Here is a 15,141-nt window from a genome sequence, read left to right on the forward strand (position 1 = left end):
AGGTAGACCACGTCGAACCCCATCGCCGCGATCGCCGGCAACCGCCGCGCCGCCGTGCGGAACGTGCCGTGCGGCCGCTCGGCCGTGCCCTCCGAGCGCGGGAAGAACTCGTACCACGACCCGTACAGCGCCCGCTCCCGCTCCACCAGCAACGGCATCGGTTCGGACGTGCTGACCAGGTCCCGCAGCGGGTACCGGGCCAGCACGCGGTCCACCTCGGGTGTCAGGGCGGCCGCCAGCCGGTCCGTCGTGGGCAGCGAGTCGTCGCGCAGGGTCTCCGCCGCGTCGAGCAGCACACCGCGGCCGGCGTCCCTCGGTACGCCGGCCGCCGCCCGTTCGAGCAGTTCCGCGCCTTCCTCCAGCACCAGGCCCGGGTCGATGCCCGCGGGAACCTTTATCCCCGCCGCGTGCCGCCAGGTGGCGACCGGGTCGCTCCACGCCTCCACGCGGTACGTCCAGCGGCCGACGGCGCGCGGCGTGATCTCGGCGCCCCAGCGGTCGCTGCCCGGGGCGAGCTCGCGCATCGGCGTCCAGGGGCCGGGACGGCCCTCGGGGTCCTTCAGGACGACATTGGCGGCCACCGCGTCGTGCCCCTCCCGGAACACGGTGGCGGTGACCTCGAACGTCTCACCCACGACCGCCTTGGCCGGCCGGTTGCCGGCTTCCACGGCCGGCCGGACGTCCCGCACCGGGATACGGCCGATGGCCCGGGTCTTCCTCATGGTCCTCACCTCCACCGTGCTCGAAAGCCGGGCCGCGGAGGCCCGGTCAGGGGGACAGCTGCGGCGGGAAGGGCATCACCTTCCCGCCGGGGATCTCCGCTCCGCCACCGGCGGCCTGCGCCGGACCGCCGTGGCCGGGCGCGGTCTGTCGTTCTGCTCCTGCAGGTACGTGACGTGATTGGTGCGCAGGTACCGCTCGGCGGCGTCCGCCGCCTCCCGCGCGCAGCGCTTGCCCATGAGCACGCACAGCGTGTAGCCGGAGTCCTCGAACGTGCTCCGCACGGTGAGGTCGTTCGGTGCGGCGAGCATCACGCGTTCCCAGGCCCGGTAACGGCGCAACTGCCGGGCGACTTCGGCTCTGGCGGGTAGCAGCATGGCGCCGATCACCTTTCGGGCTCGGGGGGCACGGTCTCCCGACGGTCGGACGGAGGCCGCGCACAGCGACGCGGACCCGTGACGGCGATCGAGTTCTTTCACACATGGTGCACGCGCCATGACGCAGCGTCTTGTTGGATCTTCAACGAGTCGCGGCCGGGGTGGGCCGTTCGGGACCCGTCCCGCTGCTCACATGGGCGCTCCCACGCCTCAGGTGTGTCCTCGTGTTGCACGAACGGAGCAGCACCCTCACTCTGAGGGTGACTCAGAAGCGATACGCGCTCACGTTCTGTGTTCGGGGCTCGTTCCGCAGACGCGGACGAGAAGGAATTGAGCTTCGCGGTGAGGAGCCGACCGATGAAGACCGCAGTGCCCTGCTACTACCACCTCGACGTGGAAGTCAGCCCCGACCGGGTGGGACAGGTCAGCCGCATTCTGGCCGCTCACCTGAGGTTCTGGGACCTGGACAACCTCGTCCAGCCCGTCTGCGGCGGTGCCGAGATGCTGCTCAAGGCCATCGACGAGCACGCCACGGACAAGAACACGTCGATCGAGATGTGGTGGAACGGGCAGCACCTGATCACCGCCATCGGTGACAACGACCGCGGCCTGCGCCCCGACCAGGAACTGCGAGGCTGCCTGGAGCACCTCGCGGCGATGAGCGACGGCTGGGGCTGCTGCGCCACCGAGACCGGCAGCAAGGTCATCTGGTTCTCGCAGCGCGCCCGCGCCGGTGAGCGCGTCCCGCTGGTGCCGACCGCGCCGGCCCCGCGCGAGAGCGAGGGCCTGGACGTGCCCCGTGAGGTGCCCATCACCCGGCTGGCCGGTCCGGCCGGCACCCCGGCCGAGGTCCTGGAGGACGCCCGGTGACCCGCAGGCAGGAACGGAAAGGGGTGTCCGCCTGGGGCGGGCGCCCCTACCCGCTGGGTGCCGACTTCGACGGGGAGGGCACCAACTTCGCGCTCTTCAGCGAGGTCGCCGAACGCGTGGAGCTGGTCCTCGTCGACGACGACGGCACCCACACCCGGGTCCCGCTCAACGAGGTCGACGGCTTCGTCTGGCACGGCTACGTGCCCGGCGTCGGCCCGGGCCAGCGCTACGGCTACCGCGTGCACGGGCCCTGGGCCCTCAGCGCCGGCCACCGCTGCAACCCGGCCAAGCTGCTGCTCGACCCGTACGCCCGCGCGGTGGACGGGCAGATCGACAACCACCCCTCGCTCTACGAGCGCAACCCCGACGGCCCCGACCCGGCCGACAGCGCGGGGCACACCATGCTCGGCGTGGTGACCGACCCGGCCTTCGACTGGGGCGACGACGCCCGGCCCGGCCGGCCCTACGCCGACACGGTCATCTACGAGGCCCACGTCAAGGGCATGACCAGGACCCACCCCGAGGTGCCCGAGGAACTGCGGGGCACCTACGCGGGCCTGGCCCACCCCGCCGTGGTCGAGCACCTGACCTCCCTCGGCGTCACGGCCGTCGAGCTGATGCCCGTGCACCAGTTCGTCCACGACGGGGTGCTGCACGACCGGGGCATGTCGAACTACTGGGGCTACAACACCATCGGCTTCTTCGCGCCGCACAACGGCTACGCCGCCCACGGCACACGCGGGGAGCAGGTCGCCGAGTTCAAGCAGATGGTGAAGACCCTGCACGCGGCGGGCCTCGAAGTCATCCTCGACGTGGTCTACAACCACACCGCCGAGGGCAACGAGCTGGGCCCGACCCTGTCCTTCCGGGGCATCGACAACTCCTCCTACTACCGCCTGGTCGACGGCGACTGGAAGCACTACTACGACACCACCGGCACCGGCAACAGCCTGCTGATGCGGCACCCCTACGTCCTGCAACTGATCATGGACTCGCTGCGGTACTGGGTGACCGAGATGCACGTCGACGGCTTCCGCTTCGACCTGGCGGCCACCCTGGCCCGGCAGTTCCACGAGGTGGACCGGCTCTCGGCGTTCTTCGACCTCATCCAGCAGGACCCCGTGATCAGCCGCGTGAAGCTGATCGCCGAGCCGTGGGACGTCGGCGAGGGCGGCTACCAGGTGGGCAACTTCCCGCCCCTGTGGTCGGAGTGGAACGGCATGTACCGGGACGCCGTACGGGACTTCTGGCGAGGTGAGGACCACACCCTCGGCGAGTTCGCCTCCCGGCTGACCGGCTCGTCCGACCTGTACCAGCACAGCAGGCGCCGCCCCCGGGCCAGCGTCAACTTCGTCACCGCGCACGACGGTTTCACCCTGCGCGACCTCGTGTCGTACAACGACAAGCACAACGAGGACAACGGCGAGGGCAACCAGGACGGCGAGAGCACCAACCGGTCGTGGAACTGCGGGGCCGAGGGGGAGAGCCGCGACCCGGCCGTGCGGGAGCTGCGCATCCGCCAGCAGCGCAACTTCCTCGCCACCCTGCTGCTCTCCCAGGGCATCCCGATGCTCTCGCACGGCGACGAACTCGGGCGCACCCAGGGCGGCAACAACAACGCCTACTGCCAGGACAACGAGATCTCCTGGATCGACTGGGGGCTGAGCGAGGAGCAGCGGGACCTGCTGGACTTCACCCGCTACCTCATCAACCTGCGCACCGCGCACCCCGTGCTGCGCCGGCGCCGCTTCTTCCGCGGCGAGACGATCAGGCGGGCCGACCAGCCGCTGCCCGACCTGGTCTGGCTGGCGCCCGACGCCCGCGAGATGACCGACGACGACTGGCAGCGCGGTGACGCGCACTCGGTCGGGGTGTTCCTCAACGGCGACGCCATCGCCGAGCCCGACCCGCGCGGCCGCCCCGTCGTCGACGACTCCTTCCTGCTGCTGCTCAACAGCCACTGGGAGCCGGTCGACTTCCGCATCCCGGACGCCTCCTACGGCGAGAGATGGACGGCGCTGATCGACACGGCCGACCCCGACGGCACACCGGACGAGGCGGAGCACAAGGCGGGCACCGGCCTCACCGTCGGGGCACGCAGCCTGGTCCTGCTGTCCCGGCCCTCCCGGGCGGAGCGGGGCGACCGGACGCGGTGACGGCCACGGACTCCGGCCCCGCGGGAGCACCGCTCCCGCGGGGCCGGCGCATGCCCGGGGTGATCAGCGTGCGCGTCGCGCGGTGACGGTGAACTGCGCCCCGTCGTGGTCGCGCAGCACCGCCTCGTCGCCCCCCTTGGACACGACGCTGCCGCCGTGCAGCTCCGCGGCGCGGGCGCAGGCCGCCACGTCGTCGACGCTGAAGTGGACCTGCCAGTGGGGGCGGATGGCGGGATCCGGCGCCGCTTCGAGGGCGCCCGACTCGATCCGTGCGACGACGTCGCCGCGGCTGCGCAGCACGACCTCGCCGCCCTCGTAGTGGACCTCGCAGCACCCGGGGCTCCGCGACGCCCAGTCCAGGACCTCGCCGTAGAAGATGGCGGCGTCGAAGGCGTCCCGGGTGTGCAGGGTGATGAAGGCGGGCTGCGCGTTGCGCCAGGTCTCCCAGTCGGTGAACAGGTCGCCCTCCCAGATGCCGAAGGCCGCCCCGTCGCGGTCGGCCAGCAGCGCGGCCCGCCCGGGCGGCAGGGAGATCGGCCCCACCGCGACCGTGCCCATGCGCTCCTGCACCCGGGCCGCCGCCTCGTCCGCGCTGCGCACCGCGAAGTACGGCAGCCACGCCACGGCCATCTGCCACATGGTCGCCACGCCCGCGATCCCGGCCACCGGCGACCCGTCCACCAGGGCGATCCGGAAACGGTCGCCGAGCTTGGCCGGCCGCCACTGCCAGCCCAGCACCGCCCCGTAGAACTCCTCGGTCGCCCGGACGTCGCGGCTGGTCAGACTCACCCAGCAGGGAGCGCCGAACACGGAGTGCGAGGAGATGACGTCCTTCGTGCCGGAGGGGGTGGGCATGTCGTGGTTCATGGCAGTCGTGTCCTGATCTCGTCGGCCCGGCGGCCACCGGTGGATGGCCACCAGTGTCCGGCCGCGGCCATGGGCTGCGCCTGCCGAGTACCCCGGCGGGCGCACCGAAACGGAACCGGCTGGTCCACCCGGGTGGCACCCGGCGGGCCGGGTGACGACGATGGACGGGCCGGACACTGCGTCAAGGCACTCAAGCACCCTGTCCGGCCATCCGGGCAGCGGCGCACCGGACCCGGAGGTGACCATGCCCACGGACGGGGGCTCGGAGCGGATCCTTCAGATGCAGGAGGAGATCCAGCAGCTGAAGGAGGCGGTCGTCTCCCACGCCGTCGTGGACCAGGCGATCGGGATGGTGGTGGCACTCGGCAGGGTCTCGCCCGACCAGGGATGGGCCGTGCTGAAGCAGGTCTCCCAGCACACCAACACCAAGCTGCGCAACGTCGCCGAGATGATCCTCGTGTGGGGGCGCACCGGCCTGATGCCCGAGGAGATCCGGGCTGCGCTGGAGGACGCCCTGGACCGCGCGGGGCCGGTGCAGCTGCCCGGCACGCCCCCCGAGCGCTGATCCGCGCGGGAGGCGTGGCGCCGGCTCCCCGTTCACCCGGTCTCGGTGAGCAGTTCCTCGCGCAGGTGGGCGAAGCAGCTGCTGAGCAGCCGTGAGACGTGCATCTGGGAGATGCCGAGCTGTTCCGCGATGCGGCTCTGGGTCATGCCCTTGAAGAACCGCAGGTACAGGATGACCCGCTCGCGCTCGGGCAGGGCCTCCAGGCAGGGCCGGACGGCCACGCGGTCGACCACGATGTCGAAGGCCGGGTCGGGTCCGCCGATCGCGTCCCCGAGGGCGTAGCCGTCGGTGCCCGGCATCTCCGCCTCCAGCGACAGCGCGGAGAAGCACTCCAGCGCCTCCATCCCGGTGCGCACCTCGCCCTCGGTGAGCTGGGCGTACTCGGCGATCTCGGCCAGGGTGGGGGAACGGCCCGAGGTGGTCTGGGACAGGTCCTTGACGGCGTGCCGCACGCGGTTGCGCAGGTCCTGGACCCGGCGGGGCACGTGCAGCGTCCACATGTGGTCGCGGAAGTGGCGCTTGATCTCGCCGGTGACGGTGGGCACGGCGTAGGCCTCGAAGGCGTTGCCGCGGGCCGGGTCGTAGTGGTCGACCGCCTTGACCAGCCCCAGGGCCGCGACCTGGTAGAGGTCCTCCAGGGCCTCGCCGCGGCCGCGGAACCGGACGGCGATCCGCTCGGCCATGGGGAGCCAGGCCTCGACCAGTTCGTCGCGCAGGGCCTTGCGCTCGGGTCCCTCGGGCAGTCGTGCCAGCCGCCGGAACGCCTCGGCGGTGTCGGGGGCGTCGTCGTGCGGGTGCGTTCGGGTGCTGCCGGCGATACGCATGTGGTGCGCACCTCCCTGAGCAGGTGCGGAAGGGACGGACACCATGGGAAGCACGGACTCGGACCTCACGGAAGCACCCGGGGCCCGGCAGGCCGGCTCCCACGGATGTGCCTCCTGTCCGAAGCACTTCACCGCCCGCGGCCGGGCAGTGACAACGAAGCACTTCCGACAATACGACATTCGGGGCATCTTGGCCTGGCTGCGACCGAGAAGCCGTCGCCGCCTCCGGAGTGCGGTGACCATGCCGCCGCCCTGCCCGGTGGCCGGTTCCCTGCGCCGCCCGCCCTCGAGGCGGTGGTGTCCGGGCGGCTCCGGCGCCACCGGGTCGCCCGACCCGTTGATCTTCACTCGTGGAAGTGATGTGCGGCACGCCTGGGCAAGCGCTTTCTCCGGCGGCTCGCGGATAACCGCTGGGCACGGCTTGATCATCGATCAGGTACGGCGAACTGCCTGGCCACAGCGCATTCTGCTCATTTGACACTGCGCTCGGGCCACAGATAGGAAGCAGCTTCCAGAGGTCGAGAGGGTGCAGCGTGTACGAGCCGAACGTGGTCGGGGACTGGCAGGAGTACGAGGAGCATGCCGGTCTGCGCGTCCGCGTCCACCGTCTGGAACCGGCCGAACCGCCTCGCGGCAGGGACGACGCGGCCGACGGGCTCACCTACTTCCGCCTGCGCGTGACGGTCGAGAACCGCGGCAGCCGGCACCTCGGCATCCACCTGGAGGACGGCCAGATCGACGTGCGCGTCGGCCCGGACGGCGAGAGTGCCTTCGTCGACTGGCGCAACTCCCAGTTCATCGAGGGCTTCGACGTCTATCCGCTGCGCCGGGTCACGGCCGTGCTCTACGCGGCCGCGGCCGAGGAGGCCCTGAGCCTGGTGGACGTGCAGGTGCAGTTGCGCGTCGAGGAGGAGTGGACCGCCCGGCGTCTGTGGGCGGGCGGCATCGGGGTGCACGAGGGATCCCCCGGGGCCCCGCAGGGCCAGTGCCGCGACAGCCTGGCCCACCAGGTGAGCGTCTTCCTGCGGGACCAGGCGGAGGAAGGCACCGCCTGACCCGCCGTCAGGGCGACGCCGCGCTCAGTGCGGGATGCCGTCGATGATCTCCCGGGCGCCCTGGCGCAGCAGCGCCACCGCGACCGAGGTGCCGAGCGTGGCGGGATCGAGCCGCCCCGCCCACTCGTGGGCGTTCAGCCGTGTCTTGCCGTCCGGAGTGAACACGCAGGCGCGCAGGGAGAGTTCCCCGCCGCGGTCGACCCGCGCGAACCCGGCGATGGGGCTGTTGCAGTGCCCCTGCAGCACGTGCAGGAACATCCGCTCGGCCGTCGTCTCCCGGTGGGTGTCCGGGTCGCCGAGACCGCTCACCGCGTCGATCAGGTCGGCGTCGTCCTCGCGGCACTGGAGGGCCAGGACGCCCGCGCCGATCGGCGGCATCATCGTCTCGGTCGAAAGGATCTCGGTGATCACGTCCGTCCGGCCGATGCGCTCCAGGCCGGCGGCCGCGAGAAGCAGGGCGTCGGCCTCCCCGGCCGCCAGCTTCGCCAGACGGCGGTTGGCGTTGCCGCGGAACGGCACGCACTCCAGGTGCGGGTGCGTGGCCGCCAGTTGCGCGACCCGGCGCACCGAGGAGGTGCCGACGCGCGTCCCCGCGGGCAGCTCGTCCAGGGTGAGGCCGCCGGGGTGGATCAGCGCGTCACGGATGTCGTCCCGCTTGAGGAAGGCGGCGAACACCGTGCCCGCCGGGAGCGGACGGTCGGCGGGCACGTCCTTCACGCAGTGCACCGCGAGGTCGGCCTCCCCGGCCAGGAGTGCCGCGTCGACCTCCTTGGTGAAGGCGCCCTTGCCCTCCACCTGGGACAGGTCGCCGAGCCACTTGTCCCCGGTGGTCTTCACCGGGACGACCTCGGTGCGCACCGAGGGGTGGGCGGCGGCCAGTTCGGCCCGGACGCGCTCCACCTGGGCCAGCGCCATGGGGGAGTCGCGGGAGACGATGCGGATCAGTTCGGGGGCGGACATGCGCCCCACGATAGACCCTCCCGGTGGAGCGGAGCTCGCGTGCCTCCCCCGACTGCCGGGCGGCGTACGCCAGTTCGGGACGTTCGGCTGTGTGTTCCCCCCCCGGGCCGGACCGGGCGGGTCACGCGTAGGGGTCGAAGGGGATGCCCGACGGCTTGGCCTTGGCCAGGTGGCTCTCGAAACTGCCGTCCTTCAGGCCGAAGTGGGCGCTGCCGAAGTCATGGGAGGACAGCTTGTCGCGCAGCCCGGCCGGGTAGCCGTTCCAGCCGACCAGCGGCGGGTACTGCCAGGTGCCCCGGTGGTTCTCGGGCGGTTCGTCGCCCGGGCCGGCGAGGCGGAAGCAGTGGGTGCCGATCCCGTCCTTGTGGTAGACGATCTTGGGGTGCGTGCCGTCGAAGCGGACCTGCGCGGCCGCGTGCACGTCGAAGTCGCCGTGGGCGGAGGTCGAGACGTAGCGGACCTGGTCGTCCTGCACGAACACCGCGACGTGCTCGAAGTCGTGCCGGTGCCCGCCGAGGCTCACACCGGGCAGGGCCTGGTCCTTCTCGAAGTAGAGGGCGTACAGGACGGCGCACCAGCCGTTGTTGCACTTGGCGCGCGCGTAACCGTTGGTGTTGGCGAGGTCGGAGGCGTCGCGGCAGTTGCCGTCGAGCGCCCCGGTCGGCTTGAGCCCGCTGTTCACGCTGCCGTCGGGACCGATCGCGGCCGAGGAGTAGCAGCCGTCGGTGTCGTAGTCGTACGCCGGCTGGTACGTCCGCTCCAGGGGCTCGGCGTCGGCCGGCAGGGCGGGCGGCGGGGCGGCGAAGGCGGTCGCGGGCAGGGCGAGCACGAGGGCGGCGGCCCCGGCGGCCCCGGTGAGCCATCTCCTGCGGCGGCTGTACGGGCGTGACGACACTGCGTCCTCCTCGGGATCCGGGCGCAGCCCAACGGCTGTGGGGGGAACGGGGGTTCAGCTTCCTGGTTGAACGCGTCCATGCCAAGAGGGTCGGAGCATCCCGCGGGTGAAGGGCGGATCAACAGCCGGCGTCGGGACGCCGTTTCAGGCCGGGTCGTCCGGGATGGCGGCGGCCGACTCCTCGGGCGCGAGGTCCGGCCGCAGCCGCAGCCAGGACGGCTGTCGCAGCAGCCCCTCCCGGGTCCGGGTGCTGTAGCGGACCTCGCCGACCAGCCGCGGCACCACCCAGTGCGCGCCGGGTGCCCGGGGGGCCGGGTCGAAGGGGCAGGTGGCGGTGGCGGCCGCCGCCAGCAGCCCGGCCAGCTCCCGGCGCTCGGTCTCGCTCCACCCGGTGCCCACACTGCCGACGTAGCGCAGCCGTCCGCCCGCGCGCTGACCCACCAGGACCGCGCCCGGCAGGCCGGTGAGCCGCCCCCTGCCGGGCTGCCAGCCGCCGACCAGGACGTCCTCGGTGCGCATGTTGCGGATCTTGATCCAGGCCCGTGAGCGCACGCCCGGCTCGTACACCGAGTCCAGCCGCTTGCAGACCAGGCCCTCCAGGCCGTGCTCGCGGGTGGCGCGCAGCGCCTCGGCGCCGTGGCCGACGAGCGCGGCCGGGGTCGACCAGGACGGTCCGCTCAGGCCGAGGTCCTCCAGGGCCGAGCGGCGGCGTGTGTAGGGCAGCCGCAGCAGGGACTCGCCGGCCAGGTGCAGCACGTCGAACAGCACGAGGTGGGCCGGGACCTCCGCCGCCCGCCGCGCGGCCCGGGCGGGGGCCTGCGCCAGCCCCATGCGGGACTGCAGCAACTGGAAGCTGGCCCGCCCCTCGGCGTCCAGGGCCAGGATCTCGCCGTCCAGGACGGCCGGGGTGGCGCCGAGGGCGGTGCCCAGGGGGCGCAGCTCGGGGTAGGCGGCCGTGATCTCGTCGCCGGACCGGGCGCGCAGCACCACGGTGCCGTCCCCGGGCAGGTAGACCACCACGCGCTGGCCGTCCTGCTTGGTCTCGTAGGCCCAGCGCGCGTCCTGCGCGGCGGGGGGCAGGGTGCCGGAGGTGGCGAGCATGGGCGGGATCAGCGGCAGACTCACGGGTGAGATGTCGACGCCCCGGGGTGCGGTCACGCGCGCCGGCCGTCCCTTTCCCCTGAACGGCGCCCCGCTTTACTTGCGTTACGCAACGACATGGTAACGTGGTGCCATGCCCACCCCACCGCTCCCCGACGGCCCCTCGGCGGAGGTGACCGAGATCGAGCGCGCGCTCACGCGCATCACCTACCTGAGCACGCGCGCCCGTCAGCACGAGCGGCTGATGGCCCTGGCGGGGGTCCCGCTCGACCGGGCCGCCGTCGCGCTGCTGCGCCAGATCGCCGACGCCGATCCGCTGCGTCCGGGCGAGCTGGCCGCCCGGCTGGGTGTGGAGGCCTCGCACGTCACGCGCACGGTCCAGCAGCTGCACAGGTTCGGGTACGTCACGCGCGTCCCCGATCCCGACGACCGCCGCGCCCAGCGCATCGAACTCACCGAGGCCGGCCGGGAGGCCATCGCCAAGGTGCGCGAGGCGGGCGTCCGCGGTATGCAGCTGGCGCTGGCGCACTGGTCCCCGGAGGAACTGGGGCAGCTGGCCACGCTCTTCCACCGCATGGTCGACGACTTCCTCGCGTACGCCGCCGACGCGGCCCCCGAGCCCCACGGGACCCCGGCGCCCACCGCCTGAGGGCCGTGGCCGCGCACCCCTGCGCCCCGCCCCGCCCTGCCCCGGTGTCGACCGCCGAACCGGGCCGGTCCCGCGCCCCGAAGGGGCCGCCCGGGCTCCGAGGGATTCCTACCGTCGAGTAATATCGCGCGGCAGGTCATCAGAGGAGGAACCGTGTCCCGGTCCGAACGCTCGCCCCTGCTGCTCGCCGGCCTGCTGGCCACCGCGGGCATCGCCCACTTCGCCGCCCCCCGCCGGTTCGACGCGATCGTCCCCGGCGCCCTGCCGGGCTCGCCCCGGACCTGGACCCACGTCAGCGGTGCCGCCGAACTCGCGCTCGCCGCCGGCCTCGCGCTGCCCCGCACCCGGAAGGCGGCCGCGCTGGCCACCGCGGCGTTCTTCGTCGGAGTCTTCCCGGCCAACGTCAAGATGGCCGCCGACTGGCGGCACCGCCCCGCACGCCAGAAGGCCGCCGCCTTCGGACGCCTGCCGCTCCAGGTGCCGCTGGTGCTGTGGGCCCGCGGCGTCGCCCGGAACGCCGGGGGCAAGCGTTGAGCGGCCGCGTGGAAGCGGGGGACACGGTCGAGGACTTCTCGCTGCCGGACGAGACCGGCCGCGTCCGCAGTCTGTCCGGGCTGCTCGCCGAGGGGCCGGTCGTGCTGTTCTTCTACCCGGCCGCCCTGACGCCCGGCTGCACCGCCCAGGTCTGCCACTTCCGTGACCTCGCGGCCGAGTTCGCCGCCGTCGGGGCCCGGCCCGTCGGCATCAGCGCGGACAGCGTCGAACGGCAGCGGGAGTTCGCCGGGCAGCACCGCCTCGGCATGCCCCTGCTGTCCGACGCCGACGGCACGGTCCGCGAGCGGTTCGGCGTGCGGCGCGGCTTCTCCCTGGCCCCCACCCGGCGCACGACGTTCGTCATCGCGCAGGACCGCACCGTCCTGGACGTCGTACGCAGCGAACTGCGCATGAACGCCCACGCCGACCGGGCGCTCGCCGCACTCCGCGCGCACCGGCCCTGAAACCCGGCGCGCACCGGCCCTGAAACCCGGCGCGCACCGGCCCTGAAGCCTGGCGCGCACCGGCCCTGAACACCCGTCCCGGCGCCGCCCGTACGCCGCCCCGCGGTTGAGGCGGGACGGCACAGGGTCAATCCTGGACGAATGGAGGACTCCTCCGCTGCTGCGATCATCGACGCCCGGGGCATCGTGACGGGGTGGAGCGAGGGCGCCCGGCAGCTCACCGGCCACCCCGCCGCCGAGGTCGTGGGCCGGTCCGTACGGCACCTGCTCGCCGAGGACGTGTCCGCGCAGGCGCTGTCCGACCGGGCGGACACGGTCGTGGTGCGCCACCGCGACGGCCACCTCGTCGGGCTCCGGGTCCGGGCGTGCGCCGTGGCCGGCGGGGACGGGCGACCGGACGGATACGTGCTCACCGCGGCGCCGCCCGGCCGCGCCGAGACCTCCCTGGCGGGGCGCGCCTTCCAGCAGGCGTCCATCTCGATGTCCGTGTTCGACACCGGCCAGCGCTGTCTGCGCCTCAACGACGCCGCCTGCCAGGTGATGGGCGTGTCCGAGGAGAGCCTGGTCGGCCGGCACTTCCCCGGGACCGTGGAGGAGGCCGGCCACAGCCGCGGCTTCGACTGGCACCTGCGGCACGTCGTGGAGACGGGCCGGCCGCTGCGCTACGAGAGCTTCACCGGAACGCCGGCGCTGAACCGGGAGCACTCCTGGGTGACCGAGATGTGGCCGGTCCGCGACGCCGACGGCGACCTCGTGGGCACCGCCCTGGCCGCGTACGACAGCACCGAGCACTACTGGGCCCGGCAGCGGCTCGCCCTGCTGAACGAGGCCGCGGCGGCCATCGGCACCACCCTGGACGTCGTGCGCACGGCCGAGGAGCTCATCGGCGTCGTGGTGCCCCGGTTCGCCGACTTCGCGAGCGTGGACCTGTTCGACTGGGTCCTCGGCGCGCAGGAGGCACCGGCCGTCCCGGCCGAGGAGATCGCCCTGCGGCGGGTCGCCCACGGATCGGTCAGCGAGGGCACCCCGGAAGCCGCCGTGCACGTGGGCGACGTGGACGTCTACCCGGCGTTCTCACCGATCGCCCGGGCCATGCGCGAGAGCCGGGCCGTCGTCAGCCAGGCGGGGGAGCCGGCCTTCGTGCGCTGGGTCGCCGAGCGCGACAGCCGCTCCCCTCGGGGGCGCCCGTACCGCCAGGGCGCCCACTCGATGATGGCTGTACCGCTGCGCGCCCGCGGCATCACGCTCGGCGTCGCCGTGGCGGTCCGGGTGGCGCAGCCGGACGACTACGGCGGGGACGACGCCGTCTTCGCGGAGGAACTCGCCAGCCGGGCCGCGGTCTGCGTGGACAACGCCCGCCGCTTCGCCCGGGAGCGCGGCACCGCCCTCGCCCTCCAGCACAGCCTGCTGCCGCGCGGCATGCCCGGGCAGGCCGCCGTCGAGGTCGCCCACCGCTATCTGCCCTCCGGCTCGGCGGCCGGGATCGGCGGCGACTGGTTCGACGTCATCCCGCTGTCCGGCAGCCGGGTCGCGCTGGTCGTCGGGGACGTCGTCGGGCACGGCATCCCCTCCTCGGCGACCATGGGCCGGCTGGTCACCGCCGTGCGCACCCTGGCCGACGTCGACCTGCCCCCGGACGAGCTGCTGACCCACCTGGACGACCTGGTCACGCACCTGGCCTCCGACGACCTCGGGGACGAGGTGGCCGAAGTGGGGGCTACCTGCCTGTACGCCGTCTACGACCCCGTCGCCCGCCGCCTCCACCTCGCCGCGGCCGGGCACCCCGCCCCCGCCCTGGTGCTGCCCGACGGGTCCGCCCGGCTGATCCCGATGAGCGCCGGGCCTCCGCTGGGCGTCGGAGGCCTGCCGTTCGAGGCGACGGAACTCCCCTTGCCCGAGGGCTCCCTGGTCGCCCTGTACACCGACGGGCTGGTCGAGGACCGCCACCGCGACGTCGACCACGCGACCGACGAGCTGTGCCGCGCCCTGACCGTGCCCGCCGACTCGCTGGACGCCCTGTGCGACTCGGTGCTCAAGGCCGTCCTGCCGAAGGAGCCCTCCGACGACGTCGCCCTGCTGCTGGCCCGCACCCGGGCGCTGGGCGCCGACCAGGTCGCCACCTGGGACATCACCCCGGACCCCGCGCAGGTGGCCGTGATCCGCCAGGCCGCCACCGACCGTCTCACCGCGTGGGGCCTGGAGGAGACGGCCTTCGTCACCGAACTCGTCGTCAGCGAGCTGGTCACCAACGCCCTCCGCCACGGCGCCCCGCCCGTCCAGCTCCGGCTGATCCGCGACCGGACCCTCATCTGCGAGGTCTCCGACGGCAGTTCGACCTCCCCGCATCTGCGGCGGGCGCACCAGGACGACGAGGGCGGACGGGGGCTGCTGCTGGTCGCCCAGCTCACCCAGCGCTGGGGGAGCCGTCAGACCAGCCGGGGCAAGACCATCTGGTGCGAGCAGGCCCTCACGCCGCTGTTCTGAACGGCACGCTCACCCGGTCTCCGCGGCGACCTGGGCGAGCGTACGGCCGGACACCGCCGAACGGGCCCGGCGCGGATCGGGGGCGCTCCGCGTGCGGGAGCCGCCGGCCTGCTTCACCAGCAGCCACGCCTCCTCGCCGTCGTCGCCACCGCGGAAGCGGGTCAGCGCGTACGCCCCGCGCAGCTTCGAGCCGTGCAGCCGGAACGTGGCGTGCCCGCGCTCCAGCGACGCGGCGAAGTCCACCGGCCGGCCCCGGCGGTCGTGGCTCAGCGGCTCGTACGTGCCGCGGTCCCACACGATGACCGTGCCCCCGCCGTACTCACCTCGGGGGATCACGCCCTCGAAGTCCTCGTACTCCAGCGGATGGTCCTCCGTGGGCACCGCCAGCCGTTTGTCCCCGGGGTCGGCCGAGGGGCCCTTGGGGACCGACCAGGACTTCAGGACGTCGCCGACCTGGAGCCGGAAGTCGAAGTGCATGGTGCTCGCGTCGTGGATCTGCACCACGAAGCGCGGGCGCCGCCCGGGGGCGGCCCCGCTGCCCTCGGGCTCCCCGGTCCGGCCGAAGTCGCGTCTGCCGCGGTAGTCCCGCAGCCGGTCCCGCTCGGCCATGTGCGGTTCCC

General features: G+C 73.4%; 16 protein-coding genes. 8 read left to right on the forward strand and 8 right to left on the reverse strand.

Annotated elements, in window-relative coordinates:
* Together ACZ6ZN_RS17135 and ACZ6ZN_RS17140 are read right to left on the reverse strand one after the other, a co-directional pair.
* Positions 1-722, reverse strand: a 722-nt coding sequence (locus ACZ6ZN_RS17135; protein ID WP_469646954.1) for a maltotransferase domain-containing protein, incomplete at its 3' end; no start/stop codon positions are given.
* 75 nt (positions 723-797) lie between these two features.
* Positions 798-1,097, reverse strand: coding sequence for a DUF5133 domain-containing protein (locus ACZ6ZN_RS17140; RefSeq protein WP_469646956.1), 300 nt, complete (start codon positions 1,095-1,097; stop codon positions 798-800).
* Between the two features lie 357 nt (positions 1,098-1,454).
* On the opposite strand from ACZ6ZN_RS17140, the gene ACZ6ZN_RS17145 reads away from it, so the two are divergent.
* On the forward strand, positions 1,455-1,967 hold the full coding sequence (locus tag ACZ6ZN_RS17145; RefSeq protein WP_398108223.1) for a pep a2: 513 nt from the start codon (positions 1,455-1,457) through the stop codon (positions 1,965-1,967).
* On the forward strand, positions 1,964-4,123 hold the full coding sequence (glgX, locus tag ACZ6ZN_RS17150) for a glycogen debranching protein GlgX (RefSeq protein ID WP_469646958.1): 2,160 nt from the start codon (positions 1,964-1,966) through the stop codon (positions 4,121-4,123). Before ACZ6ZN_RS17145 ends, glgX begins: the two co-directional genes overlap by 4 nt.
* A 63-nt stretch (positions 4,124-4,186) precedes the next feature.
* Here glgX and ACZ6ZN_RS17155 read toward each other — a convergent pair whose 3' ends face one another.
* On the reverse strand, positions 4,187-4,990 hold the full coding sequence (locus ACZ6ZN_RS17155) for a VOC family protein (protein WP_398108221.1): 804 nt from the start codon (positions 4,988-4,990) through the stop codon (positions 4,187-4,189).
* A 244-nt stretch (positions 4,991-5,234) separates the two neighbouring features.
* Between ACZ6ZN_RS17155 and ACZ6ZN_RS17160 the strand changes: the two genes are divergently transcribed.
* Complete coding sequence (locus ACZ6ZN_RS17160; RefSeq protein ID WP_451879627.1) at positions 5,235-5,555, forward strand: ANTAR domain-containing protein; 321 nt, start codon at positions 5,235-5,237, stop codon at positions 5,553-5,555.
* A 32-nt stretch (positions 5,556-5,587) separates the two neighbouring features.
* Here ACZ6ZN_RS17160 and ACZ6ZN_RS17165 read toward each other — a convergent pair whose 3' ends face one another.
* Positions 5,588-6,379 carry an RNA polymerase sigma factor SigF gene (locus tag ACZ6ZN_RS17165; protein ID WP_398108219.1) on the reverse strand — a complete coding sequence of 264 codons (792 nt, stop codon included), beginning with the start codon at positions 6,377-6,379 and terminating at the stop codon, positions 5,588-5,590.
* Between the two features lie 533 nt (positions 6,380-6,912).
* Here ACZ6ZN_RS17165 and ACZ6ZN_RS17170 point away from each other — a divergent pair.
* The gene (locus tag ACZ6ZN_RS17170; protein WP_451879628.1) at positions 6,913-7,434 is read left to right on the forward strand and encodes a hypothetical protein; all 522 of its coding nucleotides are present in this window, start codon (positions 6,913-6,915) and stop codon (positions 7,432-7,434) included.
* 24 nt (positions 7,435-7,458) lie between these two features.
* On the opposite strand, the gene hemC is transcribed toward ACZ6ZN_RS17170, so the two are convergent.
* The 3 genes from hemC to ligD form a co-directional block, all read right to left on the reverse strand.
* Positions 7,459-8,394: a hydroxymethylbilane synthase gene (hemC, locus tag ACZ6ZN_RS17175; RefSeq protein WP_398108217.1), complete on the reverse strand. Its 936-nt coding sequence runs from the start codon at positions 8,392-8,394 to the stop codon at positions 7,459-7,461.
* A gap of 121 nt (positions 8,395-8,515) precedes the next feature.
* Positions 8,516-9,289, reverse strand: coding sequence for an NPP1 family protein (locus ACZ6ZN_RS17180; RefSeq protein ID WP_398108216.1), 774 nt, complete (start codon positions 9,287-9,289; stop codon positions 8,516-8,518).
* 144 nt (positions 9,290-9,433) lie between these two features.
* Entirely contained in the window at positions 9,434-10,414 is a 981-nt protein-coding gene (gene ligD, locus ACZ6ZN_RS17185; protein ID WP_469648017.1) for a non-homologous end-joining DNA ligase, read from the reverse strand.
* 109 nt (positions 10,415-10,523) lie between these two features.
* Here ligD and ACZ6ZN_RS17190 point away from each other — a divergent pair, with 109 nt between their 5' ends.
* From ACZ6ZN_RS17190 to ACZ6ZN_RS17205, 4 genes are all read left to right on the forward strand, one after another.
* Positions 10,524-11,039, forward strand: a complete 516-nt coding sequence (locus ACZ6ZN_RS17190; protein ID WP_469646968.1) for a MarR family winged helix-turn-helix transcriptional regulator — start codon at positions 10,524-10,526, stop codon at positions 11,037-11,039.
* A gap of 153 nt (positions 11,040-11,192) precedes the next feature.
* Complete coding sequence (locus tag ACZ6ZN_RS17195; protein ID WP_469646971.1) at positions 11,193-11,573, forward strand: DoxX family protein; 381 nt, start codon at positions 11,193-11,195, stop codon at positions 11,571-11,573.
* Positions 11,570-12,037 carry a peroxiredoxin gene (locus ACZ6ZN_RS17200; RefSeq protein ID WP_469646973.1) on the forward strand — a complete coding sequence of 156 codons (468 nt, stop codon included), beginning with the start codon at positions 11,570-11,572 and terminating at the stop codon, positions 12,035-12,037. The genes ACZ6ZN_RS17195 and ACZ6ZN_RS17200 overlap by 4 nt, the downstream gene beginning before the upstream one ends.
* 141 nt (positions 12,038-12,178) lie before the next feature.
* A complete protein-coding gene (locus ACZ6ZN_RS17205; protein WP_469646977.1) occupies positions 12,179-14,521 on the forward strand; it encodes an ATP-binding SpoIIE family protein phosphatase in 2,343 nt (780 codons plus the stop codon).
* Between the two features lie 9 nt (positions 14,522-14,530).
* Here ACZ6ZN_RS17205 and ACZ6ZN_RS17210 read toward each other — a convergent pair whose 3' ends face one another.
* A complete protein-coding gene (locus ACZ6ZN_RS17210; RefSeq protein WP_451879634.1) occupies positions 14,531-15,130 on the reverse strand; it encodes a DNA polymerase ligase N-terminal domain-containing protein in 600 nt (199 codons plus the stop codon).
* Positions 15,131-15,141: the final 11 nt, after the last annotated feature.

The organism is Streptomyces sp. NPDC053665 (assembly GCF_055585285.1).

Coding starts and splice junctions, on each gene's coding strand:
- ACZ6ZN_RS17145 (WP_398108223.1), top strand. CDS start 1,455: ATGAAGACCGCAGTGCCCTGCTACTACCACCTCGACGTGGAAGTCAGC.
- ACZ6ZN_RS17205 (WP_469646977.1), top strand. CDS start 12,179: ATGGAGGACTCCTCCGCTGCTGCGATCATCGACGCCCGGGGCATCGTG.
- ACZ6ZN_RS17165 (WP_398108219.1), bottom strand. CDS start 6,379: ATGCGTATCGCCGGCAGCACCCGAACGCACCCGCACGACGACGCCCCC.
- ACZ6ZN_RS17190 (WP_469646968.1), top strand. CDS start 10,524: ATGCCCACCCCACCGCTCCCCGACGGCCCCTCGGCGGAGGTGACCGAG.
- ACZ6ZN_RS17155 (WP_398108221.1), bottom strand. CDS start 4,990: ATGAACCACGACATGCCCACCCCCTCCGGCACGAAGGACGTCATCTCC.
- ACZ6ZN_RS17160 (WP_451879627.1), top strand. CDS start 5,235: ATGCCCACGGACGGGGGCTCGGAGCGGATCCTTCAGATGCAGGAGGAG.
- hemC (WP_398108217.1), bottom strand. CDS start 8,394: ATGTCCGCCCCCGAACTGATCCGCATCGTCTCCCGCGACTCCCCCATG.
- ACZ6ZN_RS17140 (WP_469646956.1), bottom strand. CDS start 1,097: ATGCTGCTACCCGCCAGAGCCGAAGTCGCCCGGCAGTTGCGCCGTTAC.
- ACZ6ZN_RS17210 (WP_451879634.1), bottom strand. CDS start 15,130: ATGGCCGAGCGGGACCGGCTGCGGGACTACCGCGGCAGACGCGACTTC.